Below are 24,492 nucleotides of genomic sequence, written 5' to 3' on the forward strand. Positions count from 1 at the left end.
TTCTACATTTTCGGGACAATTTCCTCTAAGGCCGCTTCTAGATTAGGATAACGATAGTCAAAACCGATCGCTTGTGTGGCTTTTGGCAGCACTTCTTGACCTTCTAAGACGATTTTTGCTCCTTCTCCCAAGAGAATTTCGAGGGCAAAATCTGGCACTGGCAACCAAGAGGGACGCTTCATTACTTCCCCTAAAATCTGACAGAATTCTTTCATGCGGACGGGATTGGGTGCTGTAGCATTGAAAGTACCGCTAATTTCTGGGCGATCGAGACAATAGATGATTAAATTAATTAAATCATCCCGATGAATCCAAGAAAACCACTGACGACCGCTGCCAATCGGTCCGCCGGCAAAAAGTTTGAAGGGTGGGATCATTTTCCCTAAAGCACCCCCATTGCCTAAAACAATACCCGTGCGAAGAATGACTAAACGAGTGCCGTAATCTTGAACTTTTTGGGCTGCTGTTTCCCACTTTTTACAGACATCTGCCAGAAAATCGCCACCGGGAGGGCTATTTTCGTCAAAACTAGCGGTTTCACTGGTTCCATAGTAACCGATCGCCGAGGAGTTAATTAAAACTTTCGGTTTCTGGGCAGCAAGTGCGGTCGCAACGCGCTCGCTACGCGAGATCGCCTCGACAATTTTCTCGGTGCCGATTTCCCGACTAGCGACGATTGCCTGTTTTGTTTCCACAGTCCAGCGCTCGGAAATCGGCTCTCCCGCTAGATTAATCACCGCATCACATCCGGAAATCTCTTTTTGCCAATCCCCCGATTCTGTGGCGATATAGGGAATAATCTCTATCTTAGGATAGATTGACTTTGGGTAAATTCTCTGGGCTTTAGCGGGATTGCGCGTCAAAATTAAGATGTCATCGCCGCGATCATAGAGTTTGACCACTAACCGACTACCCACAAATCCCGTCGCCCCAGTAATCGCTATTTTCATGGTTTCTTGACTAAATTTATCCTTATTTTAGCTGGTTTTTAGTTATCAGGAGTCAGGAGTTGAGAGTTGGGGTTTTAGGGTTTTAGGATTTTAGGGTTTTAGGGTTTTATTTGAAATTTCCCCATTCCCCTATCTCCCCATCACCCTATCTCCCCATTCCCCCATTACCCCACACCCCATCACCCCAGTCCTGTCTTCTCACTTATCCTGATACCCCATCCCGTTAGCGGCTGCATAACGATTCATAAAGCGCATAAAACGCTCCCAGTGTTCATCGGTGATTTCAAAACCACATTCTACCCGTTGAATTTCATCTCCTTCATCTCCTCCAAAAATAAACTTGGTCGAGTTGGGAATAACTGTAATCACTCCTTCCTCATCGGTGAGACGGAGATCTCCGTAGGTACGAGTGGTGAAACTTTGGAAACGTTCGATCGCTTTCAGGGTTTTAAAAGTCATCAGGACATTGCGAATCCCGGTACTTTTATTTTTGCGGAGACTAACACCGCTTAATTCTTCTGATAAACCGACAAAAAACTCGATCGTGGGAGTGGTCATAGGTGTGGGTATAAAATTTTAGTTATTGATTTTCTCTTAATTACTTTTGAAGGGAAAAAAGTAGTTCATGATTACTAGGTAAAGTAACCATGAACCGAAAAACAGGCTATTCCGCTTCTCCACCTTGGATTTTGAGGAGGAGAAAACCCCAAGCTAATCCGACGAGGACGAGAACGCTCGCCACGATCGGCCCGTTAAATAACATACTTTCTGCGGTCATGGTGATTGCTCCTGAGCCTACAATAATCGATCATATAGATAAGTGGTATTTTAACCTACGAAGGCGATCGACTGCAGCCAGACTAGGGCAAAATTGAGGGAGAAAATCGGCAAATAAATTTGAGAACTTTCTTAGTATGTATGTTCTAGCCATGCTCCCCCTCTCCTCAAGGAAGGATGCTCACCCCTGGGCTGGATATTTTTAATACTATCTTTATCTTTGCTGTCACTACTTTGTGTTATCGTCTTATCTGCTTAATTCTTCACTTATCCTGGGAAAATTAAGTATTGATAACTATTGGTGATGACTGGTAAAAAATCATTTATGCTCAAGATCAAGTTAATACTATTTTTAGGTTTGTTGCTGCTGAGTTGTCAATCGACTAATCTCAATGGTAATAATAGTTCGATGGCTCAGATTACGACTGAGAATCAAGGGCAAATATTACCGATCACGGCCAAAGCAGATATTAATGGTGAGATGATTGAGTTAGAAGTGGCTCAAACCCCAGAACAACAGGCCAAGGGTTTAATGTATCGCTCGTCTTTGGAGAAAAATCGCGGTATGCTATTTCCCTTTGCACAACCTCTGATAGCGCGGTTTTGGATGAAAAATGTCTCGATTCCTCTAGACATGATTTTTCTAAAAGATGGTATAGTAAAAGCAGTTTTGCTGAATGTCCCCCCTTGTGCTGTGGATCCTTGTCCTGTCTATGGGCCAAACACCATGGTTAATCAAGTGATCGAACTAGCCGGGGGTCGAGCGAAAGAATTAGGAGTGAAAGAAGGAGATAAAATTAAGATTGAGTCTATCTCAAGACCTTGATTTTTGAAAATGGGGTTAACTTTCTTATAGAAGGTGTCCCTTGTCTGGAAATATAAGTATGGCTTTTAGAAGCTATTACGCATTTATACTGTTTAAAATCTAACCATATCAATTAAGATTTTTATAGTCTATCAAGTCATAGATTGAATAATCTTTACCCTTGCTATAGATTAAACAGAGACAAAATTCTGCTCGATCTAACGGGACTATCTTAAGAGAGCCAGCGATTTTTAGGAAAGCGCTCTCTATCATCGAGATAGCTTAGATACAGAAAAAACGGTCGCGAGACTAACTGTCCTTGAAACCGATCAGGTGGTGTTTTGTTAAAATCACGAGATGTACTATTGAGGAAAAAAATCCCCCTATGTCCACGATTGCCTATTCCCAATTCCGACAATTTCTACAAGAGGAATTGTCCCTTCCCCAAGAATCGATCGCTATGGCCGAGCGATCGATCCAATCTGATAAAATTCATTTACCGATGATTCTCTGGCAGTACGGTTTAGTGACATTAGAACAATTAGACAAAATTTATGATTTTCTCGAAGAGGTAGTCTAATCTTACAATTGCTCACTATTGACAAGGATAATAATTGCCATGGCTGCTCATAGTTTCTGGTACAATTTGAAAATTCCGATCCTAAAAACTACCAATCATCACTTGAGAAGTGGGTTATTTAAACCCACTTTTTTAAAAACTATACAATTGAGAATTATCGATTAACTGCTCAGTCCATGAAACCCCATGACCAATTTGCCAAAAATTACCTTGAACAATTACTTTCTCCCCTGGGAACCGTCGAAATCAGTAAAGAAGTCAGCGACGAAACCCGACAGATAGATTTATTTTTTTCCCCCAATCCCGAACCAAACCCCGATTATCTGGGATTATTAGGCAGAATTGTCCTTAATACTGTCTTAATTGAACCCTATCGCAATCCTCCCAATCGTAGCGAGATTCGTAATTGTTTAGCGAAACTTTTGGCGATTTTAGCTGAACTGCAAAGACAAGCTAAACGAGAAAATCAGAGCTACATTGAAGACAATGCCCCTCGTTTGTGGATTTTATCCCCGACCGCTGGTATCACTGTTTTAGAAGGATTTGGGGCAAAGTTAGACCCAGATTGGCCAGAAGGAGTCTATTTTCTTCCCTCGCTTTATCGCACGGCAATTATCGCTATTAATCAATTGCCTGTGACTGCTGAGACTCTCTGGTTAAGATTATTGGGACGGGGAAAAACTCAAGACCAAGCGGTGCGAGAATTGTTAGAATTACCTCAAGGTAATGCTTTCCGGGAAAATGTCCTGGAATTATTGATTAGTTGGCGGGTTAGTATGGAAGTAAATAACATCCTAGAAACTGAGGATAGAGAGGTGTTTATGACCTTATCTCAAACCTATCAGGAATGGAAGGAAGCAACTAAACGGGAAGGACGACAGGAAGGACGACAGGAAGGAAAACTAGAGGGTAAACTGGAATCTATTCCCCGTTTACTTGCTTTGGGTTTAAGTGTGGAACAAATAGCTCAAGCTTTGGATTTAGACTTAGAACAAGTCCGACAAGCTATTCAAGAAACTCCATGAAACCCCATGACCAATTTGCCAAAAATTACCTTGAACAATTACTTTCTCCCCTGGGAACCGTCGAAATCAGCAAAGAAGTCAGCGATGAAACCCGACAGATAGATTTATTTTTTTCCCCCAATCCCGAATCAAACCCCGATTATCTGGGATTATTAGGCAGAATTGTCCTTAATACTGTCTTAATTGAACCCTATCGCAATCCTCCCAACCGTAGCGAGATTCGTAATTGTTTAGCGAAACTTTTGACGATTTTAGCCGAACTGCAAAGACAAGCTAAACGAGAAAATCAGAGCTACAATGAAGACAATGCCCCTCGTTTGTGGATTTTATCCCCTTCCGCTAGTCTGACTCTTGTAGAGAGTCTTGGGGCAAAGTTAGACCCAGATTGGCCAGAAGGAGTCTATTTTCTTCCCTCGCTTTATCGCACGGCAATTATCGCTATTAATCAATTACCTGTGACTGCTGAGACTCTCTGGTTAAGATTATTGGGACGGGGAAAAACGCAAAACCAAGCGGTGCGAGAATTGTTAGAATTACCTCAAGGTAATGCTTTCCGGGAAAATGTCCTGGAATTATTGATTAGTTGGCGGGTTAGTATGGAAATAAATAACATCCTAGAAACTGAGGATAGAGAGGTGTTTATGACTTTATCTCAAACCTATCAGGAATGGAAGGAAGCAACTAAACGGGAAGGACGACAGGAAGGAAAACTAGAGGGTAAACTGGAATCTATTCCCCGTTTACTTGCTTTGGGTTTAAGTGTGGAACAAATAGCTCAAGCTTTGGATTTAGACTTAGAACAAGTCCGACAAGCTATTCAAGAAACTCCATGAAACCCCATGACCAATTTGCCAAAAATTACCTTGAACAATTACTTTCTCCCCTGGGAACCGTCGAAATCAGCAAAGAAGTCAGCGATGAAACCCGACAGATAGATTTATTTTTTTCCCCCAATCCCGAACCAAACCCCGATTATCTGGGATTATTAGGCAGAATTGTCCTTAATACTGTCTTAATTGAACCCTATCGCAATCCTCCCAATCGTAGCGAGATTCGTAATTGTTTAGCGAAACTTTTGGCGATTTTAGCTGAACTGCAAAGACAAGCTAAACGAGAAAATCAGAGCTACATTGAAGACAATGCCCCTCGTTTGTGGATTTTATCCCCGACCGCTGGTATCACTGTTTTAGAAGGATTTGGGGCAAAGTTAGACCCAGATTGGCCAGAAGGAGTCTATTTTCTTCCCTCGCTTTATCGCACGGCAATTATCGCTATTAATCAATTGCCTGTGACTGCTGAGACTCTCTGGTTAAGATTATTGGGACGGGGAAAAACGCAAAACCAAGCGGTGCGAGAATTGTTAGAATTACCTCAAGGTAATGCTTTCCGGGAAAATGTCCTGGAATTATTGATTAGTTGGCGGGTTAGTATGGAAATAAATAACATCCTAGAAACTGAGGATAGAGAGGTGTTTATGACTTTATCTCAAACCTATCAGGAATGGAAGGAAGCAACTAAACGGGAAGGACGACAGGAAGGAAAACTAGAGGGTAAACTGGAATCTATTCCCCGTTTACTTGCTTTGGGTTTAAGTGTGGAACAAATAGCTCAAGCTTTGGATTTAGACTTAGAACAAGTCCGACAAGCTATTCAAGAAACTCCATGAAACCCCATGACCAATTTGCCAAAAATTACCTTGAACAATTACTTTCTCCCTTGGGAACCGTCGAAATCAGTAAAGAAGTCAGTGACGAAACCCGACAGATAGATTTATTTTTTTCCCCCAATCCCGAACCAAACCGCAATTATCTGGGATTATTAGGCAGAATTGTCCTTAATACTGTCTTAATTGAACCCTATCGCAATCCTCCCAACCGTAGCGAGATTCGTAATTGTTTAGCGAAACTTTTGACGATTTTAGCCGAACTGCAAAGACAAGCTAAACGAGAAAATCAGAGTTACAATGAAGACAATGCCCCTCGTTTGTGGATTTTATCCCCTTCCGCTAGTATCACTGTTTTAGAAGGATTTGGGGCAAAATTAGACCCAGATTGGCCAGAAGGAGTCTATTTTCTTCCCTCGCTTTATCGCACGGCAATTATCGCTATTAATCAATTGCCTGTGACGACTGAGACTCTTTGGTTAAGACTATTAGGACGGGGAAAAACTCAAGACCAAGCGGTGCGAGAATTGTTAGAATTACCTCAAGGTAATGCTTTCCGGGAAATGGAAATAAATAACATCCTAGAAACTGAAGATAGAGAGGTGTTTATGACCTTATCTCAAACCTATCAGGAATGGAAGGAAGCAACTAAACGGGAAGGACTCGAACAAGGACTAGAGCGAGGACTAGAGCGAGGAAAACTAGAGGCTAAACTGGAATCTATTCCCCGTTTGCTTGCTTTGGGTTTAAGTGTGGAACAAATCGCTCAAGCTTTGGATTTAGACTTAGAACAGGTCCGACAAGCGGCGCGAGAGTAAAGGTGGAGAGTTAAAACGCAAAAATGCCACAATGGATAAAATAGGCATTTTCTGACTAACTGACATCTTCTATGAGTAACCACCTAAGCGGAAGCGAGATTCGCCAGCGATTTTTAGACTTTTTTGCGGCCAGAAACCATAAAATTCTCCCTAGTGCCTCTCTAGTACCAGAAGACCCCACCGTTTTGCTGACTATTGCGGGAATGCTCCCTTTTAAGCCGATTTTCTTAGGGCAAAAGACCCCAGAATTTCCCCGCGCTACCACTTCCCAAAAATGTATTCGCACCAACGATATCGAAAATGTCGGCCGGACTGCTAGACATCATACTTTTTTTGAGATGTTGGGCAATTTTAGCTTTGGTGATTATTTTAAAGAACAAGCGATCGCCTGGGCCTGGGAATTGTCCACAGAAGTTTTTAACCTTCCCCCCGAAAGATTAGTCGTTAGTGTCTTTAAAGAGGATGAGGAAGCTTTCGCTATCTGGCGCGATAAAATCGGTATTCCTGCCCATCGTATCCAAAAAATGGGCGAAGCGGATAACTTTTGGGTATCGGGTCCCACGGGTCCCTGTGGTCCCTGTTCGGAAATTTACTACGATTTTCACCCAGAATTAGGGGATAAAACCATCGATTTAGAGGATGATAGCCGTTTTATCGAGTTTTATAACCTCGTCTTTATGCAGTATAACCGCGACGCGGACGGCAATCTGACACCCCTAGCGAATAAAAATATCGATACGGGGATGGGTTTGGAACGGATGGCGCAAATCCTGCAAAAAGTCGCCAATAACTACGAAACTGACCTAATTTTCCCGATCGTCGCCGAAGCGGCCCGGTTAGCAGCCATAGACTACCAGAAAGCGGACGAAAAAACGAAAGTTTCCCTAAAAGTCATCGGTGATCATGTGCGTTCGGTAGTACACATGATAGCGGATGGTATCTCAGCATCGAATACTGACAGAGGTTACGTCCTGCGTCGTCTGATTCGGAGAGTAGTACGGCACGGGCGTTTGATCGGTATTGAAGGTCAATTTATCACCAAAGTGGCGGAAGTTGCGATCGCTCTTTCCGAATCCGTCTATGGCAATGTTCGGGAACGAGAAACGGTGATCAAGGCAGAATTAGAGCGAGAGGAAGCGAGATTTTTAGAAACCCTAGAAAGAGGCGAGAAACTGCTCGAATCGATTCTAGAAAAAGAAAAAAGCCAGATTTCGGGAGTTGATGCCTTTACCCTGTATGATACCTATGGCTTCCCCCTGGAACTCACTCAAGAAATCGCTGAGGAGCAGGGTTTAAGCGTCGATACGGCGGGTTTCGAGCAGGAAATGAAAAAACAGCAGCAAAGATCGAAAGCCGCCCACGAAACCATAGATTTGACGGTACAGGGTAGTTTAGATAAGCTGGCGGAACATATTCACCCGACGGAATTTCTCGGTTATACGGATTTGCAAGCAACCGCAACAGTAACGGCGGTTTTAGTCGCTGGTAAAACGGTGGAATCGGCCGCAGCAGGCACTGAGGTGCAGGTAGTTCTCGATCAAACCCCTTTTTATGCCGAATCGGGCGGACAAATCGGTGATAAGGGTTATTTAACCGGCGATAATCTGCTTATCCGCGTTGAGGATGTGCAGAAAGAATCGGGGATTTTTATCCATTTTGGTGGGATTGAGCGGGGAATTGTCACCACCGGCGATACAATTAATGCACAGATTGACCGTTCCTGTCGTCGTCGCGCCCAAGCTAATCATACCGCCACCCATCTGCTACAATCGGCCTTGAAAAAGCTTGTCGATGCCGGGATTTCCCAAGCAGGTTCCCTCGTCAGTTTTGAGCGCCTCCGTTTTGATTTTAACTGTCCTCGTCCCCTGACTGGTGCTGAATTGCAACAGGTGGAAGAACAGATTAACACTTGGATTGCCGAAGCGCATGACACCGAGATAGCGGTGATGGGATTGGAAGAAGCGAAGCAAAAGGGAGCTATTGCCATGTTTGGCGAGAAATACGGCTCAGAAGTGCGAGTTATCGATATTCCTAGCGTTTCTATCGAATTATGCGGGGGGACTCACGTTAAAAATACCGCCGAGATCGGTTTATTTAAAATCATCTCTGAGACGGGAATCGCTGCAGGAATTCGTCGCATCGAAGCGGTGGCCGGCCCTGCCGTGTTAGCCTATTTGAATGAACGGGATCTAGTAGTGCGGGATTTGTGCGATCGCTTTAAGGTCAAACCTCTGGAAATTCCCGATCGCATTACGGCCCTACAATCAGAGTTAAAGGGGACACAAAAGCAGTTAGAAGCGGTTAAACAGGAGTTAGCCCTAAATAAATCGGATGCTTTGCTATCTCAAGCTGAATCTATCGGCGAATTTAAGCTATTAGTCGCTTCTTTGGGCGATATTGATGCTAATGCTTTGATGGCTGCAGCCGAAAGACTACAGCAAAAATTAGGGGAAGGGGCGGTAGTTTTGGCCTCGACTCCCGCAGCTGATAAAGTGAGTTTAGTGGCCGCTTTTAGTCCCCGGGTGATTAAAGATAAGGGTTTACAAGCGGGTAAATTTATCGGTGCGATCGCTAAAATCTGCGCTGGTGGTGGTGGTGGTCGTCCCAATTTAGCTCAAGCTGGGGGACGGGATGCTAGTAAGTTAAGCGAAGCTTTAGCTAAGGCCAAAAGTCAGTTAACTAGCAGTTTACAATAGTTTTAAGGGTGGGCATTTTGTCCACCTTTAAAAAATTAGTTATCCTCTCGGTGTGATTGGTAAAAATAATATGAAACTACTGATCAAGAATTTGGGATCAATTAGAAATAATAATCAAACCATAGATTTAACTAAGAAGTTTTATACTTTTATTGGCTACAATAATAGTGGCAAAACCCTAGTTTCTCAGCTTTTATGGACAATTTTTAATCATGACAATATTAGAAAGTTTTACGAAAATACCCAAATTGATTCTTTAGTAATTGACTCGGAAAAACCTATTAAAAAAATTACGATCAATCAAGAATTAATCGATGAGATTCTCAATAAATTTAGCCAGTTTATTGAAAAAGAAGTTGTTAATACTTATAATCTTGATGCCAGTATTAAAGAAACGATTATTGGTTACAATAAATTAATTTTTCAAGCGGATATTAAAGAATTTAAAGATAAAAGCTTCAGATTAACCTTTGTTGTTGACAATGATCTGGAGTATTTACAGATTAGCAAGGGCAAAGGTAGCCTAACAATAAATATAAAAGAACCTAATATACCTGAAAAAGTATTTGATCAAATACCCAGAGACTTTTTTGAGAGAGCTAAACCATCCAAGGAATCAGTAATTATTTCGTCAATAATAAGAGTGCTTTTGTCTCAGACACAAGATACTTTTTTTATCCCCGCTAGTCGTAGTTTTTTTCCTGTTTTCTACCAGTACATTTATGAGATAGAGAGAAATAAAAGAAGTGAGTATAATCGTCGATTGCAAGAATTAATAGAAAATATTAATGATGATGTTGATACTAATAAAAATATATTCAAACGTCTTCAAGAACAATTACCCAAAAGGTCTTATACAGAACCAATGAATAAGGTGATTGAGTCGCTTTATTCTCTCAATACCAAGAAAAAAATTAATTCAGTTTATAATTCTCTGATTGAAAAGATGAGCGGATTAATGGGAGGAGAAATCACGATTTCTAGTCTAGAATCGATCGCACCTATTCAATTTTCTTTTAAATTCGATGAAAGCAAAGATTTACCCATGTATCTAGCTTCATCTTCAGTCAATCAGTTGACTATCTTGTATCTTTACCTGAAATATTGGGCCAAGGAAAAAAACAATTTTTTGATGATAGATGAACCAGAAGTTAATTTGCATCCCGAAAATCAAATTCGCTTAATGGATATTTTAGTTCAATTTGTCACCGAGCATGATAATCGAGTTTTAATCACCACCCATAGCCCGATTTTAACCGATATTCTCAACAATTATGTTTATCTTCATACCTTAAAAAGTTATGATGTTGATGTCACAAAAATTATTGAAGATAATCAATTAAAAAATTTAAATCCAGAAATTTCAATTGCTAAAGAAGACTTAGGAGTTTACTTTTTCACGGGTGATAAAATTATTGATTATGGAACCAGTCAATATGGTGTTTATTTTCGTAACTTTAAAGAAGTTATCAACTCTGTGCAGAAATCTGGAGAAATTTTAACTAATCATATCTATTTAGCAGAGAATGAGTAAGTCTAACTCAAAAAAAGAAATATTTTTCCTTAGACAAGAGTTTCACCAAGCTTTAGAAAAACAGGGTTTTATTCAAGAAATCTGCCTTAGTCAGGATGCGTGTATTGAAATTCAAGAAACAAATAAGAGCGATTTAAAGAAAGTAGTTATTAATCACTTAAAGTTATCGTCTAAAAATGACAAAAATATATCTACTTCTGTAGATAAAATCTGGGTTATCAATTTAGAAAAAGAGTTAGCCGGTATCTCTGCTTCTGGCAAAACCCCTGAAAAAGCTATATTAGTTTTACAGAGAAAAGTCGATGATGCCGGTAAAATTCTCAATTATCATCTGCAAATTTGTTTAATTGAACTTAAAGCATCCCTACAGGCAAAAAAAGACAAAGAAAGCACATTAAAGCAGATTGCTGGTAAATTTCAAAGCGGGATGAATAGAATCTATATGCTTCTGACTCTCAATAATCATGCTAATCCCCAGAAAAACTATCAAAATGCACAAATAATTGTGCAATTCAGAGGAATTATTTTTTATAATCGCAACGACATTAAAGATAGTGATATTGCTAAAGAAAATGAGCGAGGCTATAATTCGAGCGAGAGTACCTTATATAAAATTCTCTCTCAATCTACAGAATCAGATTTATTAACCCTAGAAACCCTATTAGAAGAACGAGATAAAATCGTCGTTAGGTTTATCCAAAATCCCAATCAAACTCAAGACTCTATGACCATAAAACTAGAAGATTTACTCTGAATAAATGCTGCTTCTCTGCAATCTTGATACTAAATCTGGTTATTAAAAACTGATTATTTATTCACCCTTTTGCATGAGTGCCTCTTGCTTTTTGCCTGTTCTTAAGTATCTAAGCACAATTAATTACACATCTAAGCCACTACTCCGTCAGACTGCTGCTGTGATCAGTAAACAGTGAACTGAAAACTCAAATCCGATCCCTAATAGCTGTCTTGTGAGTCTCGACTAGGAAATTAATTTTGTACGACTACTTAGGGACTTGCGTGGGAATAATATCCCAGCTTTGAAAATCACTCTGTAGAAGAATCAGACCAGCCAGATGGCATATTATCAAAGCGCAAGTCCCTTATTGGAAGGGGTTCTCGAAGGCTCTCCCCCTACTTAGGGTGATCAGCAAACCCCCTCCGCGCGGAGGGCGCAAGCTTTGCGCCCCTACAGTAACGGATTTTGTCCACAATGTAGGGGCGAACTGCGTTCGCCCAAAAGGTACATTATCAAAGCGCAAGTCCCTTATAAGTAGTTTATGCTCAACGGATTTATTATTATCTTGACGAGATGGATTGACTTCAAGGGGTGACAAACGTCAGATTTCGGCGTGAACTCAGCCAAACCGCCGAACGGTCTTCACCTGACATTAAAGATCAAACTCCCTACTTTTACCCCTGCTCTCTTGAACGCAGTGTGTCAACCTATTTTACTGCCCAGTCTTGACGATCGTTCAGGTCAGACATTCAGTCCGCACCTAATCATGGATGGTTGGCAGTGGTCTCGCTTTCTGGTGTTAGGTTACACCTCGGAGCCTTCCGTTCCCCGCTTCAATCCCAGAGTTGTGATTTCTGAAATTGGGGGTGGCCATCGCCGTTACTCTCACCTTTATAATCGGGTCTGATGACACCATTGTTACTCCAGTGTGAGTTCAGGAGCCTTCCTAGTTTAGGATATCAGGGTTTACCCCTAGTTTCTGTTTTTCTTTTTAGAGCGCATAGCGTCCTTACAGTAGCTGATAACTGATTAACTGAGCCAAATTTTTAGGCTGCGGCTAAATTAGCAGCCACGAAATCCCAATTAACCAACTTAGTTAAAAAGTCGCTGATGTAATCGGGACGACGATTTTGGTAATCGAGATAATAAGCGTGTTCCCACACATCCATAGTTAACAGGGGAACCTGTCCGGCGGTTAAAGGATTGTCAGCGTTGCCAGTTTTGGTGACTTTGAGAGTACCGTTATCGAGAACCAACCAAGCCCAACCGCTACCGAATTGAGTGGCACCCGCGGTTTTGAAAGCTTCGACAAATTTCTCGAAACTGCCGAAATCTGCCTGAATTTTATCGGCTAAAGCACCGGTAGGCGCGCCGCCACCACCAGGTTTCATGCAGTTCCAATAAAAACTATGATTCCATGCTTGGGCGGCATTGTTGAAAACCCCAGCTTTAGAAGCATCACCGGCAACCTTAACGATAACTTCTTCTAAAGAGAGAGCATCGAGTTCCGTATCTTTGACCAAACCGTTATAGTTATTGACATAAGCGGCGTGGTGCTTGTCGTGGTGGAATTCTAGGGTACTTTTGGTGATGTAAGGCTCTAAGGCAGTGTAATCGTAGGATAAAGGGGGAAGTGTGTAAGCCATCTGTTGTTCTTTATATCCTCTCTTGAGAGCTTGTTTAAGGTAGTGTTGATAAAACTTTACATCCTCGATCATAGCACCGAAGGAGACTTGATCAGTGATCACTGATCACTGATCAGCTTTTTTCTCCCTTCTCCCCTCTCCCTTCTCCCCCATCACCCCAACCCCTCACTGATAACTGATTACTGATTACTGATTACTGAAAAATCACCCCAGCCCCTATTGACCGTCTCGTAAATCCTGAGAAGATTACCAAACAATGTTAAAATAATTCCCGTACTGTAGGCGCTTGCAGATTCTTGTGGGCGTGGCAGGGCAGGAGAAAAACGATTCCGTTAGGAGTTAGACCAAAAAAGCTCCACTGGAAACAGCAGTAGATTTTATCTCACTGGGTTGACCGGTTGGCACTTCGTCAAATTACGGATCAATACAAAATTATCATTTACAGATCTTTCTTGGTAACTTATGGCACAGCGTACACGCTTAGGTGAAATCCTTCGTCCCCTCAACTCGGAATATGGTAAAGTTTCCCCCGGTTGGGGAACTACCTTGCTGATGGGAGTGTTTATGGCTCTGTTTTTAGTCTTTTTGCTGATTATTTTACAGATCTACAACTCCTCCCTAATTTTAGAAGGATTTAATGTAGATTGGGGTCAGTAAGCAGATTCCAACAATCTTGTCGGCATTTTTGGCGGCAGAATTGTCCCTCGGACTTTAGCAGGTGGGTTATTGCCCACCGCGATTTTTTTATTAGGAGCAGAAAAATGAATATTTTTGGGATTGGATTGCCAGAAATGGGGTTAATTCTCTTGATTGCCCTGCTAGTTTTCGGACCGAAGAAATTACCAGAAATCGGTCGCAGTTTAGGCAAAACGATTCGAGGATTTCAAGAAGCATCAAAGGAATTTGAAAGTGAATTTAAGCGAGAGGCCCAGCAGATTGAAGACTCGGTAAAAATCAAAGCTGAATTAGAAGAAAGTCAATCTACTAGGGATCAAACTCGTTCCAGTTAAGAACTGTGTAGAGATGTAGATTAGGTCAAATTCGAGGCTATCCGCTAGATTAACATCGAGAATGACCAGATCGAGATTAAATTGCCAGTTTTACCATCGGCCACCACTTTTATTTGCTAGTTTTTTTGATCGAGAAAGCGGAAAATCAGGTTTTGGAGCGCAAAATCGTCTTTAAACATGATAGTTTTGGCAGCAGTCAAGGCCATAGTTTCGATGAGTAGGCAGTCCCGATGAAAAAATTTTCACCACCAGAGATGAAAGAGGTTTCTTTCCCTACACCCCACACCCCACACCCTACACCCTCTTTCAAGTCAGAATATACCATTAGTTTGAGAATTCCCAGACGGCAAGGAAAAAATGACTATTTCCTTGCTATAAGTATTGTAGATGTCAAGAGTGTTAACTGAATGTCTATAGTGGTATCCCCCGAACAAGTCCATCAAATCGTCAACAACCTCCATCACGATCCCTTTGAGGTTTTGGGGGCCCATCCCCTAGAAGAAGAAGGAAAAGTGAATCAATGGGTTGTTAGAGCCTATTTACCGAAAACCACGGCCGCTTGGGTTATTTTACCGTCCCAAAGACAAGAATATCCCATGACGACCGCTTATCATCCCCATTTTTTCGAGTGCGTTATCGATATCAGTGAACTGAACAATTATCAATTACGCATCCACGAGGGAGAACAGGAACGGGTAATCTATGATTCCTATGCCTTCCGTTCTGCCAAACTGAGCGATTTTGATTTACATCTGTTTGGAGAGGGCAACCATCACCGCATTTATGAAAAATTAGGGGCGCATTTAGCCGAAATCGAGGGTATTAAAGGGGTTTATTTTGCTGTTTGGGCTCCTAATGCTCGTAATGTCTCGATTATTGGTGATTTTAATAGCTGGGATGGTCGTGATCACCAAATGCGGAAACGTAATAATATGGTCTGGGAATTGTTTATCCCGGAAATCGGTGTTGGCACTAAATATAAATACGAGATCAAAAATTGGGAAGGTCATATTTACGAAAAATCTGATCCCTACGGTTTTGCCCAAGAAGTACGCCCAAAAACCGCCTCGATCGTGGCTAATTTAGATAGCTATACTTGGGATGATAGCGATTGGATGGAAAAACGCCGCCATAGCGATCCTTTAACTCAACCGGTTTCCGTTTACGAATTACACCTCGGTTCTTGGCTGCACGCTTCTAGTGCCGAACCACCCCGTTTACTTTCCGGGGAAGGGGAAGCGGTTCCCGTGTCGGAATGGAACACTGGGGCGCGCTTTTTGAGTTACTACGAGTTAGCTCAAAAACTGATTCCCTACGTTAAAGAATTAGGTTACACCCATATCGAATTATTACCGATCGCCGAGCATCCTTTTGATGGTTCTTGGGGTTATCAAGTGACGGGTTATTTTGCCCCCACCAGTCGCTACGGCAATCCTGAAGATTTTATGTATTTTGTCGATCAATGTCACCAAAATGGCCTTGGTGTGCTAGTGGATTGGGTCCCCGGTCACTTCCCCAAAGATGGCCACGGGTTAGCTTTCTTTGACGGGACTCATCTCTATGAACACGGCGACCCGCGCAAAGGGGAACACAAGGAATGGGGAACCTTAATTTTTAACTATGGTCGCAACGAAGTCAGAAATTTCCTCGTCGCTAATGCCCTATTTTGGTTCGATAAGTACCATATTGACGGCATTCGCGTGGATGCGGTGGCTTCTATGCTCTATCTCGATTATTGTCGTAAAGATGGGGAATGGGTGGCCAACGAGTACGGTGGCCGGGAAAATTTAGAGGCCGCGGAATTCCTCCGTCAAGTCAATCATGTAATTTTTAGCTATTTCCCCGGAATTCTCTCTATTGCCGAAGAATCCACCGCTTGGCCGATGGTGTCCTGGCCCACCTATATGGGCGGTTTAGGCTTTAATTTAAAGTGGAATATGGGCTGGATGCACGATATGCTCGATTATTTCGGCATGGATCCCTGGTTCCGTCAATTCCATCAAAATAATGTCACTTTTAGTATGTGGTATAACCACAGCGAGAATTATATGCTGGCTTTGTCCCACGATGAAGTGGTTCACGGCAAAAGTAATATGATTGGCAAAATGCCGGGAGATGAGTGGCAAAAATTTGCCAATGTCCGGGCATTATTTAGTTATATGTTTACTCACCCTGGCAAGAAAACCATGTTTATGAGCATGGAATTTGGCCAGTGGAGTGAGTGGAATGTTTGGGGTGATTTGGAGTGGGGTCTTTTGCAGTACGAACCCCATCAACGGCTAAAACGCTTTTTCACTGATTTGAACGCCACCTATAAGAGTGAACCTGCTTTATATACCCAGGATTTTGGTCAGGATGGCTTCGAGTGGATCGACTGTAGTGATAATAGTCATAGCGTCGTTTCTTTCCTGCGCTGGAGCAAAAATTGGCAGGAGTTCGTGGTGGTGGTCTGTAATTTTACTCCCCAACCCCACAGCCATTACCGCGTTGGTGTACCCCATCCCGGTTTTTATCAGGAAATCTTTAACAGCGATGCGGGTAAATATGGCGGTAGTAATATGGGCAACCTCGGTGGTAAATGGTCGGAGGAATGGTCCTATCATAGCCGTCCCTACTCGATTGATCTCTGTTTACCACCTTTAGGGGTTTTGGTTCTCAAAATCGATCCTCATGCTTCTGGGCAATAGGGAAGTGGGGTGTGGGGTGTAGGGTGTAGGGTGTGGGGTGTGGGAAGTAGGGAAGTGGGGGAATGGGGGAATTCAACTAAAACCCTAACACCCTAACACCCTAAAACCCCAACACCCAACCCCTAACAAAAAAATTTAGAGGCCATCTTGCGGAAAGTGGCCTCTTTTTTGGCTGAATTTTGCGGAAACTATTAAGTTGTTAGATTAGCGAGCAGTGTTTGCGCCCATTCTTGAGCTAGTTCTTCCACGCTGCCATTACTGAGTAACGCACAGAAAACGGGTTTCTCCGAGAAACCCGTTTTCTACTCATGTAATAGGCAAAAGGATCAATAGATAATCAGTCTTTAATAACAGGATTTAGTCTGAACAGGTACAGACAAGAAAGTGCAGAAAGTGGGCATTTTCCTCCGTCGAGCATCGGAACCATAAACAAGCAAAAGTATCTGTATATTTAGTGACTAAATAAGACAGATTTGCTCTAGATGCAGCCCGGGGAAAAGCCGGTCAAAAACTAACCCATCAGGATCACCGTATCGATGACGTGGATCACACCATTATCTGCCTCGATATTACCCGCGACCACCGTGGCATTTTTCACCTCAAAACCCTCGCTACAATCGACGGGAATCGGTGAACCCTCTAGAGAAGTCACTACAGCCAATTTTGCCAAATCTTCCTGCATATATTTGCCCGCAACGACGTGATAGGTGAGAATTCGGGTTAATTGGGGGATATTCTGCACTAGGGTTGTAATCGTCCCGGGGGGCAATTTGGCAAAAGCTTCATCGCTGGGGGCAAAAACCGTGAAGGGGCCAGGACTTTTTAGGGCATCCACAAGATTAGCGGCTTGTACCGCCGTTACTAGAGTTTTAAAATTATCGGCACTGACCGCAATATCGACAATATCTGCCATAAACTTGACTCGATCCTTAAAAAAATCATCTATTTCAGATTTTAAACTCAATCTTGTCCCAAAGATCGTTCTAGGGATGGGGTGTGGGGAAGTGGGGAAGTGGGGAAGTGGGGAAGTGGGGAAGTGGGGAAGTGGGGAAGTGGGGAAGTGGGGTGTGGGGAGAATAAATAAAAATAATCTCCTATCTCCTGTCGACCGTCTCCTATCTCCTGACTCCTGACTTCTAACCCAATTTTGGACAAAGATAAGCAAAAATTATTTATTGACTCCAAAAACTTGAGAATATTTAAATTAACATTCCGCAATATTTACAAATTCTTAAGAATTAATTGAGAAAGATTTTTATTTAACAACGATGTTGCAGTGGTTACAGCGATTTGACATAATTTCATAGTGGGTTATTCTGTGCGTTTTTGGGTAGCAATGGTTGAAACCCTTGCCACATCTACAAGGTAATCCTAATTAAGACGGGTAAATTAGTCAATTTCACGCATAACGATGATCTTTTTTTTGTGTAGTTTTATTGCAAAAAAAAGTTTTTTTGACAAAAAGCACAAAGTATGATATGTACGTCAACGTATTTCCAGCTGCGAGTAATTATTGCAGAGTTAGGTCAAAATCAGAAGATTTTCTGTTTTCAAGTGATGAAATGCAGAAAAGCAGCAATTCGATCGAGAAATCGATAAAAACAGCCTAGACTAGAAAAAGAATCCTCTATCCTGACAGCTATCCTGTGGAGATTACTTTTTTAGGAACCAGTTCCGGGGTTCCCACTCGTTCCCGCAATGTCTCTAGTATCGCCCTTCGTTTGCCGCAACGGGCGGAAATATGGCTGTTTGACTGTGGAGAAGGAACTCAACACCAGTTACTGCGTAGCGACCTGAAAAGTTCCCAAATTCGACGCATTTTTATCACCCATATGCACGGGGATCATATCTTTGGTTTAATGGGACTGTTAGCCAGTATCGGATTAGCCGGTTCTGCTCAGGATATTGATATCTATGGACCCCCCGGACTAGCGGACTATCTGCGCGCTTGTGCTAAGTATTCCTATACTAATTTAGCCAATCGGGTGCGTGTCCATGCCATTTCCCCCGGCATACTCTACGAAGATGAAGAATTTACCGTCTCCTGTCAACTATTAAAACATCGTATTCCCGCCCACGGTTATCGCATCGCCGAAAAAGACCGTCCAGGACGTTTTGATGTGGAAAAAGCCAACGCTTTGGGTATTCCCCCCGGACCAATTTACGGCAAGCTGAAAAAAGGGGAAACTGTCACCCTCGCCGATGGCAGCAAAATTCGCGGTCAGTCCCTCTGCGGAGAAACGGAAATCGGCCGTAAAATTGCCTATTGTACCGATACTATTTTCTGTGAAGGCTCGATCGAATTGGCACGGGATGCAGATGTGCTAATTCATGAGGCGACTTTTGCTCACCAAGATGCCGGGTTAGCCTTTGAAAGTGTTCACTCCACTTCGACGATGGCAGCCCAGGTGGCCTTGGCAGCCCGGGTAAAATTGTTATTAATGACCCATTTTAGTCCCCGTTATCTACCGGGGAATTCTCTGGATATTTCCAATCTGTTAGAGGAAGCGCGGGCGATTTTTCCTAACACTAAATTAGCCTACGATTTCCTCACCTACGAAGTCCCCCGCAACCGTCAAGAAATGGTCTTAGGAGTTAAGTAATTATGCCAGCAGCAGTGGAAGAAAAAAGCATGGTTCCCACGGTTTTAGTGGGTATTGGTGGTACGGGTAACGAAATTTTATCGCGATTGCGTCGTTTAATCGAGGAAAGTTATGGCAGTTTGAGTAATTTTCCGATTGTCAGTTTTTTGGTGGTTGACACGGATAAGGATTATAAAATCAGTAATCCTGAAGCTGCCGGCAGTGCTTTTAAAGATAACGAAAAACACTGGTCCCGGGTGAGTGGAAAACAGGTACAGGAGATGGTATCTGACATGGATAGATATCCCTGGATTAATAGTTGGTTTCCCCCGGAATTAGAGAGAAATATTACTTCCCTAGAAGCGGGAGCGGGACAAATTCGCGCCTGCGGCCGTTTTGCTTTATTTTGTAATTATCATGAGATACAAAGAAAATTTCTAGACGCGGTGAGACGAGTAAAGGGACAAGAAACCTTTATGCTCGATCGCTATGGAATTAAAGTGAGTAATAGTGCTATTAATGTCTTTACTACGGGGTCTTTAAACGGTGGTACGGGTAGCGGAATGTTAATCGATATAGGCTACTGTATTCGTAATTGGTTACGAGGGGAAAGTAGTCCTTTGAGTACGGCAATTGTTCCCACTCCTGAAGCATTTGCGGGGATTAGTGTCGGCGATCGAGTTTTGGCTAATGGTTACGCTGCCTTGATGGAATTAAATTACTTTTCTGACTACAGAACCGAATATCATCAACAGTTTAGCAGTGGTTTGGTCGATGAAGTTGTTAGTAAATTACCCCCCTTTGATTTTACTTACTTAGTGGGGACAAAAAACGGAGAAAGTGATTTTAAACTTGGTCAAATTCGGGAAATGATCGCCCAAAATATCTTCCTAGATCTGACCTCTGATTTTGCCCCCCATAAACGTTCTATTAGAGATAATATTAAGGGTTCTTGGGCGCAAGCTGACCCGGGGGGGCGCGGTTATCCTAAGCAATTTATGAGTTTTGGACTATCAACTATTGAAATTCCTATTGCCCAAATTCGTGCTTCCTTATCGGAACGTTTAGCCAAAGATTTAATTAATTGGTGGCTGAATGATTCCGTGATTTTACCCGCTCAAATGTTGGAGTTAGTAAGAGGTGATATTCTCAAAAAAATGCGCTTGAGCGAAGGGGAATTAATTATGGATTTATGTGCCGACAAGGATCGATCTTTAATTGCCATAATCTCCCAATGGACTAACGAAACTCGTCAGGAAATCAATCAAGATAATTGGCTCTCTTGTACCAAACAGGGTGTTAATATTTTAGGAAATGAACAAGGAAAAATTCTGCAATTTATTAATGATTATTTAACGCCAAGAGTCGAGGAATTTAAACGCAATCATTTACTAGAATTGAGTCCCGATGAACGGCTGCACGGCGATTACTTGAAAAAGATTTATAACAACCGGGATGAAATTATTCAACGGGGTAAAAAGTCCCTGGAAATGGAGTTTTATAATATCCTTGAGGATCGAAACCGTGGGGTAAAATTTGCCGAGAGTTTTATTGTTTCAGTACGACAAATATTCACCGACATAGCAGAAAAATTTCGTCGCGATCAAGAACAGGTTTGGAGTCAAAACGAAAGTAAACGTCAACGAGAATACGACACAGCCTTAGCAGAAATTAATGATCTGAAAGATAAAATTCATATCTCGAAAAAAGATAAGATGGAACAATATTGTGAACAAGCTTTAACGGGATTGGAAGGCTATTTAATGGCCAATATTCAACGAAAAACCCGAGGTGCAGGAGTAGAGGTTATTAATCGTTTACTGGAACATCTTAATCAGTTAGAAAGCCGTTTTAATCGTTTTCGTCAGAAATTAATTCAAAGTCGCGATCTATTTAATCTCCAAGCTAACCAACAGATCGATAGTGCCGATGCTTTGTTAATTAATGGGATTAAATTATTTGACAGACAAGAATTAAATAGCCTTTATCAAGACTTTATCGAACAATTTGCCTCCGGGATTGCTGGTAACAAAAATGCCTACGATACGGGTATGGATAACCTTTGTTTACCCCTCTCAGAAGAGATTTTAAAGCAATCTAGTCCCCTCTGGAAAGAAACGCGCCGCACCGATGAAAATATGCGTTTATTTGACATCACCGAGATTGCCGATATTCGTCAAGGTGATTTTCAAAAAGTTATCCTAAACCAAGCTAATCAACGCCTACAAAATGCTCCCGCTAGTAGTCGCATTCAGCAGGAATTAGCCGCTTGTGATCGCTTGTTAAAAATCTATAACAACGATGCCGATATTATCAATAATCTTCGCATTGCCTACCAAAAATCGCGACCCCTAATTATGCTCAATCCTGCGGTTTTGCGGGGAAAAGATGCGGGTTTTACACCCCAATTAAATCAAAATGTTGCCCTGATTGGAGGAAGAAATACCAGTAACCCAGCAGCCCAAAAAATTATTCCGAAACTGCGGGAATTTATTGCCAACGAAGACGATATTAAACCCTTGGGAGAAGTGGAAAAATATCGTCTTGTCTTCGTGCAGGAAATTGGCGGTTTTTCCCTACGCTGTCTGGAGGGAATGCGAGATTTGCGGCAATCCTATCAGGACTGGAAAGGAGAATTTATTCTCGCTAAACGCGCCCAACAAATGGGGGAAAATCGCGATTTACCCATCCCCGTACATATCCAAAAGGAACCTCCTTTCTGGGATGTTTTTCCCGAAGATCCGAGTATTTATCAATTGGTGGTGACAGCCCGAGCTTTAAAAGTGCTTTTTCCAGAAGTCAATCGAGTCACTAATGAGAAAACAATTCGCTATGAAATTAAAACCGCAACGGGATTAAAAAAAGTCGATATCGCCACCAGTTGGGAAGATGCGGTACAGGTGTTAGAAGTAAAAGCTTGTCGCGAAGATAAGGAAAAAATTCAAAGTCAGGTTACGGCTAAGTTACAGGCTGCAGCCACTCCGGAGAAAAAACAAGCTTTGTATCGGACTTTTATCAAATATTTACAACAACGTTCCGAGGAGTTGACAGGAGGAAAAGACAATACAGAATATAAACGGGAAGATGCAATTATTTTGCAGTTAATCCATAACTATAAATTGGATAGTGCTGGAGAAATTCCTCTTTCTCCGGTGACGGAAGTGGCTAACCCAGCTTTGATTATCTGTGGTAATTGTGGACACAAAAATCCGCCCTCATCTAATTTTTGTTCTAAGTGTGGGTCAAAATTAGTTAAGTAGAAATTAGATTTTGGGTTTGATCCCCCCTGCTCCCCTTGATAAGGGGTGTGCCGATAGGCGGGGGGATCCGCCTTAATAAGGGGGGAATCTGACAATTTTTAACACTTACCCAATTTAACAGAAAAAGTGGGGGGGTGTTAGTTGGACTAACATACCCCACAATCAAAAATTTTCGGGAAAAATTGCCTAATAGCGAAAAAACTGGATTATAATAAGGTCTTTACTCAAGATTTTTGCAGCCTCGCTAACTGCCATAAAACCCAATCAAAACCCCTGTTTATCGAGAGAAAAACCAATGGTAGCCACCTTAAAAGGACGAGATGTTTTAAGAATAACCGACATGAGTAGCGAAGAAATCAGCGCCCTACTCAATCTATCGGCACAGCTTAAAGCTGGCACTCTTAACCCTAGCTGCAAAAAAGTCTTGGGATTGCTATTTTATAAAGCTTCCACCCGGACGCGGGTTTCCTTTACCGTCGCCATGTACCAGTTAGGAGGACAGGTGATCGATCTTAATCCCAGTGTAACCCAAGTGGGGCGCGGGGAACCCTTAGCCGATACGGCCCGGGTACTCGATCGCTATCTCGATATTCTCGCAGTTCGCACCTTTAAACAAGAGGATTTAGAAGCTTTTGCTAATTACTCGCGCATCCCGATTATCAACGCTTTAACAGATTTAGAACATCCCTGCCAGATATTAGCCGATTTACAGACTATCCAAGAGACTTTTCAGACTTTACGGGGAATTAACCTCACCTATGTCGGGGATGGTAATAATGTCGCTAATTCTCTCCTCTTGGGTGGCGCTTTGATGGGGTTAAATGTGCGAGTTGCTTCCCCCGCAAACTATCAACCGGATGGGGAAATTGTCGCCAGCGCCCAGGCTATTGCCGAGACAACTGGTAGTAAAATCTTCATTACCGACGATCCCGTTACCGCCGTAAAAGACTCTCAGGTGGTCTATACTGATGTCTGGGCAAGTATGGGACAGGAAAGCCTCGCTGATGCCCGAATTCCCGTTTTTCAGCCCTACCAAGTCAATGAACAGCTAATGAGTCACGCTGACAAAGACGCAATTATTCTCCACTGTTTACCTGCTCACCGCGGCGAAGAAATTACCGACGGGGCGATCGAGGGTGTACAATCAAAAGTCTGGGAGCAAGCGGAAAATCGGATGCACGCCCAAAAAGCTTTAATGGTGAGTTTATTGGGATTAATCTAGCATTTATCATCGGTTCCCGCCGGGGTATGGCGACTCCACTCAAGGGAGAACTGCTAACTGCAATATAGTGTTTTTAACTTAGTGTCAGCATTCGTCCCGAAGCACTTAGGGACTTGCGTAGGAATAATATCCCAGCTTTGAAAATCGCTCTGTAGAAGAACCAGACCAGCCAGATGGCAGATTATCAAAGCGCAAGTCCCTAACATCTCGAAGGCTCTCCCCCTACTTAGGGTGATCAGCAAACCCCCTCCGCGCGGAGGGCGCAAGCATTGCGCCCCTACAGTAACGGATTTTGTCCACAATGTAGGGGCGAACTGCGTTCGCCCAAAAGGTACATGATCAAAGCGCAAGTCCCTTACCTCATGAATGCTGACCAGCATATAGACAACTTTTGTAATTATGTTATAATTGTCTGTAAGAGAAAGCGGAGATAAAAAGAGTAGCCGAGGTGGGCGAACTTTCCGTTGTATAAAGACTAGACACCTCCAATTCTAATTGGCT

22 protein-coding genes are annotated in these 24,492 nt (G+C 42.4%); 17 read left to right on the forward strand and 5 right to left on the reverse strand.

The window, feature by feature from the left end:
- Window positions 1-2: 2 nt before the first annotated feature.
- The 3 genes from thyD to petM form a co-directional block, all read right to left on the reverse strand.
- A complete protein-coding gene (gene thyD / locus GQR42_RS10255; protein WP_158199894.1) occupies window positions 3-950 on the reverse strand; it encodes a thylakoid membrane protein ThyD in 948 nt (315 codons plus the stop codon).
- Between the two features lie 198 nt (window positions 951-1,148).
- Window positions 1,149-1,508, reverse strand: coding sequence for a photosystem II reaction center protein Psb28 (gene psb28, locus GQR42_RS10260; RefSeq protein ID WP_002789257.1), 360 nt, complete (start codon window positions 1,506-1,508; stop codon window positions 1,149-1,151).
- A 106-nt stretch (window positions 1,509-1,614) separates the two neighbouring features.
- A complete protein-coding gene (gene petM / locus GQR42_RS10265) occupies window positions 1,615-1,728 on the reverse strand; it encodes a cytochrome b6-f complex subunit PetM (RefSeq protein ID WP_043995981.1) in 114 nt (37 codons plus the stop codon).
- Window positions 1,729-2,031: 303 nt separating this feature from the next.
- Here petM and GQR42_RS10270 point away from each other — a divergent pair, with 303 nt between their 5' ends.
- The 9 genes from GQR42_RS10270 to GQR42_RS10310 all read left to right on the forward strand — a co-directional run bounded on the left by GQR42_RS10270 (window position 2,032) and on the right by GQR42_RS10310 (window position 11,602).
- Window positions 2,032-2,553: a DUF192 domain-containing protein gene (locus tag GQR42_RS10270; RefSeq protein WP_002799085.1), complete on the forward strand. Its 522-nt coding sequence runs from the start codon at window positions 2,032-2,034 to the stop codon at window positions 2,551-2,553.
- A gap of 364 nt (window positions 2,554-2,917) precedes the next feature.
- Window positions 2,918-3,112 (forward strand): DUF2949 domain-containing protein, encoded by a 195-nt coding sequence (locus GQR42_RS10275; RefSeq protein WP_002732568.1) that lies wholly within the window; start codon window positions 2,918-2,920, stop codon window positions 3,110-3,112.
- A 176-nt stretch (window positions 3,113-3,288) separates the two neighbouring features.
- Window positions 3,289-4,137 (forward strand): Rpn family recombination-promoting nuclease/putative transposase, encoded by an 849-nt coding sequence (locus GQR42_RS10280; RefSeq protein ID WP_158199895.1) that lies wholly within the window; start codon window positions 3,289-3,291, stop codon window positions 4,135-4,137.
- Complete coding sequence (locus GQR42_RS10285) at window positions 4,134-4,970, forward strand: flagellar assembly protein H (RefSeq protein ID WP_158199896.1); 837 nt, start codon at window positions 4,134-4,136, stop codon at window positions 4,968-4,970. The genes GQR42_RS10280 and GQR42_RS10285 overlap by 4 nt, the downstream gene beginning before the upstream one ends.
- A complete protein-coding gene (locus GQR42_RS10290) occupies window positions 4,967-5,803 on the forward strand; it encodes a flagellar assembly protein H (RefSeq protein WP_158199897.1) in 837 nt (278 codons plus the stop codon). The genes GQR42_RS10285 and GQR42_RS10290 overlap by 4 nt, the downstream gene beginning before the upstream one ends.
- Window positions 5,800-6,618, forward strand: coding sequence for a flagellar assembly protein H (locus GQR42_RS10295; protein ID WP_158199898.1), 819 nt, complete (start codon window positions 5,800-5,802; stop codon window positions 6,616-6,618). Before GQR42_RS10290 ends, GQR42_RS10295 begins: the two co-directional genes overlap by 4 nt.
- A gap of 71 nt (window positions 6,619-6,689) precedes the next feature.
- The gene (gene alaS / locus GQR42_RS10300) at window positions 6,690-9,314 is read left to right on the forward strand and encodes an alanine--tRNA ligase (RefSeq protein WP_158199899.1); all 2,625 of its coding nucleotides are present in this window, start codon (window positions 6,690-6,692) and stop codon (window positions 9,312-9,314) included.
- A 70-nt stretch (window positions 9,315-9,384) separates the two neighbouring features.
- Window positions 9,385-10,848, forward strand: coding sequence for an AAA family ATPase (locus GQR42_RS10305; protein WP_158199900.1), 1,464 nt, complete (start codon window positions 9,385-9,387; stop codon window positions 10,846-10,848).
- Window positions 10,841-11,602, forward strand: coding sequence for a hypothetical protein (locus GQR42_RS10310; RefSeq protein ID WP_158199901.1), 762 nt, complete (start codon window positions 10,841-10,843; stop codon window positions 11,600-11,602). The genes GQR42_RS10305 and GQR42_RS10310 overlap by 8 nt, the downstream gene beginning before the upstream one ends.
- Before the next feature lie 1,028 nt (window positions 11,603-12,630).
- Here the strand turns inward: GQR42_RS10310 and GQR42_RS10320 are convergent.
- Window positions 12,631-13,230 carry a superoxide dismutase gene (locus GQR42_RS10320; RefSeq protein ID WP_158202442.1) on the reverse strand — a complete coding sequence of 200 codons (600 nt, stop codon included), beginning with the start codon at window positions 13,228-13,230 and terminating at the stop codon, window positions 12,631-12,633.
- A gap of 462 nt (window positions 13,231-13,692) precedes the next feature.
- On the opposite strand from GQR42_RS10320, the gene psbH reads away from it, so the two are divergent.
- From psbH to glgB, 4 genes are all read left to right on the forward strand, one after another.
- Window positions 13,693-13,887, forward strand: a complete 195-nt coding sequence (psbH, locus tag GQR42_RS10325) for a photosystem II reaction center phosphoprotein PsbH (protein ID WP_002736544.1) — start codon at window positions 13,693-13,695, stop codon at window positions 13,885-13,887.
- Window positions 13,888-13,991: 104 nt separating this feature from the next.
- Window positions 13,992-14,240, forward strand: a complete 249-nt coding sequence (locus tag GQR42_RS10330; protein WP_002735474.1) for a TatA/E family twin arginine-targeting protein translocase — start codon at window positions 13,992-13,994, stop codon at window positions 14,238-14,240.
- Window positions 14,241-14,470: 230 nt separating this feature from the next.
- Window positions 14,471-14,647, forward strand: coding sequence for a hypothetical protein (locus GQR42_RS10335; RefSeq protein ID WP_158199903.1), 177 nt, complete (start codon window positions 14,471-14,473; stop codon window positions 14,645-14,647).
- Entirely contained in the window at window positions 14,648-16,927 is a 2,280-nt protein-coding gene (gene glgB, locus GQR42_RS10340) for a 1,4-alpha-glucan branching enzyme (protein WP_158199904.1), read from the forward strand.
- A 511-nt stretch (window positions 16,928-17,438) separates the two neighbouring features.
- Here glgB and GQR42_RS10345 read toward each other — a convergent pair.
- Window positions 17,439-17,840, reverse strand: a complete 402-nt coding sequence (locus GQR42_RS10345) for a fasciclin domain-containing protein (protein ID WP_158199905.1) — start codon at window positions 17,838-17,840, stop codon at window positions 17,439-17,441.
- Between the two features lie 4 nt (window positions 17,841-17,844).
- Between GQR42_RS10345 and GQR42_RS29940 the strand changes: the two genes are divergently transcribed.
- The 4 genes from GQR42_RS29940 to argF all read left to right on the forward strand — a co-directional run bounded on the left by GQR42_RS29940 (window position 17,845) and on the right by argF (window position 23,991).
- Window positions 17,845-18,060: a hypothetical protein gene (locus GQR42_RS29940; RefSeq protein WP_199273301.1), complete on the forward strand. Its 216-nt coding sequence runs from the start codon at window positions 17,845-17,847 to the stop codon at window positions 18,058-18,060.
- A gap of 513 nt (window positions 18,061-18,573) precedes the next feature.
- Complete coding sequence (locus tag GQR42_RS10355; protein ID WP_158199907.1) at window positions 18,574-19,530, forward strand: ribonuclease Z; 957 nt, start codon at window positions 18,574-18,576, stop codon at window positions 19,528-19,530.
- A 2-nt stretch (window positions 19,531-19,532) separates the two neighbouring features.
- Window positions 19,533-22,769 carry a tubulin-like doman-containing protein gene (locus GQR42_RS10360; protein WP_158199908.1) on the forward strand — a complete coding sequence of 1,079 codons (3,237 nt, stop codon included), beginning with the start codon at window positions 19,533-19,535 and terminating at the stop codon, window positions 22,767-22,769.
- A 295-nt stretch (window positions 22,770-23,064) separates the two neighbouring features.
- Window positions 23,065-23,991: an ornithine carbamoyltransferase gene (gene argF, locus GQR42_RS10365; RefSeq protein WP_158199909.1), complete on the forward strand. Its 927-nt coding sequence runs from the start codon at window positions 23,065-23,067 to the stop codon at window positions 23,989-23,991.
- Window positions 23,992-24,492: the final 501 nt, after the last annotated feature.

It is taken from the genome of Microcystis aeruginosa FD4, assembly GCF_009792235.1.
In the GTDB taxonomy this organism is placed as follows: domain Bacteria; phylum Cyanobacteriota; class Cyanobacteriia; order Cyanobacteriales; family Microcystaceae; genus Microcystis; species Microcystis viridis.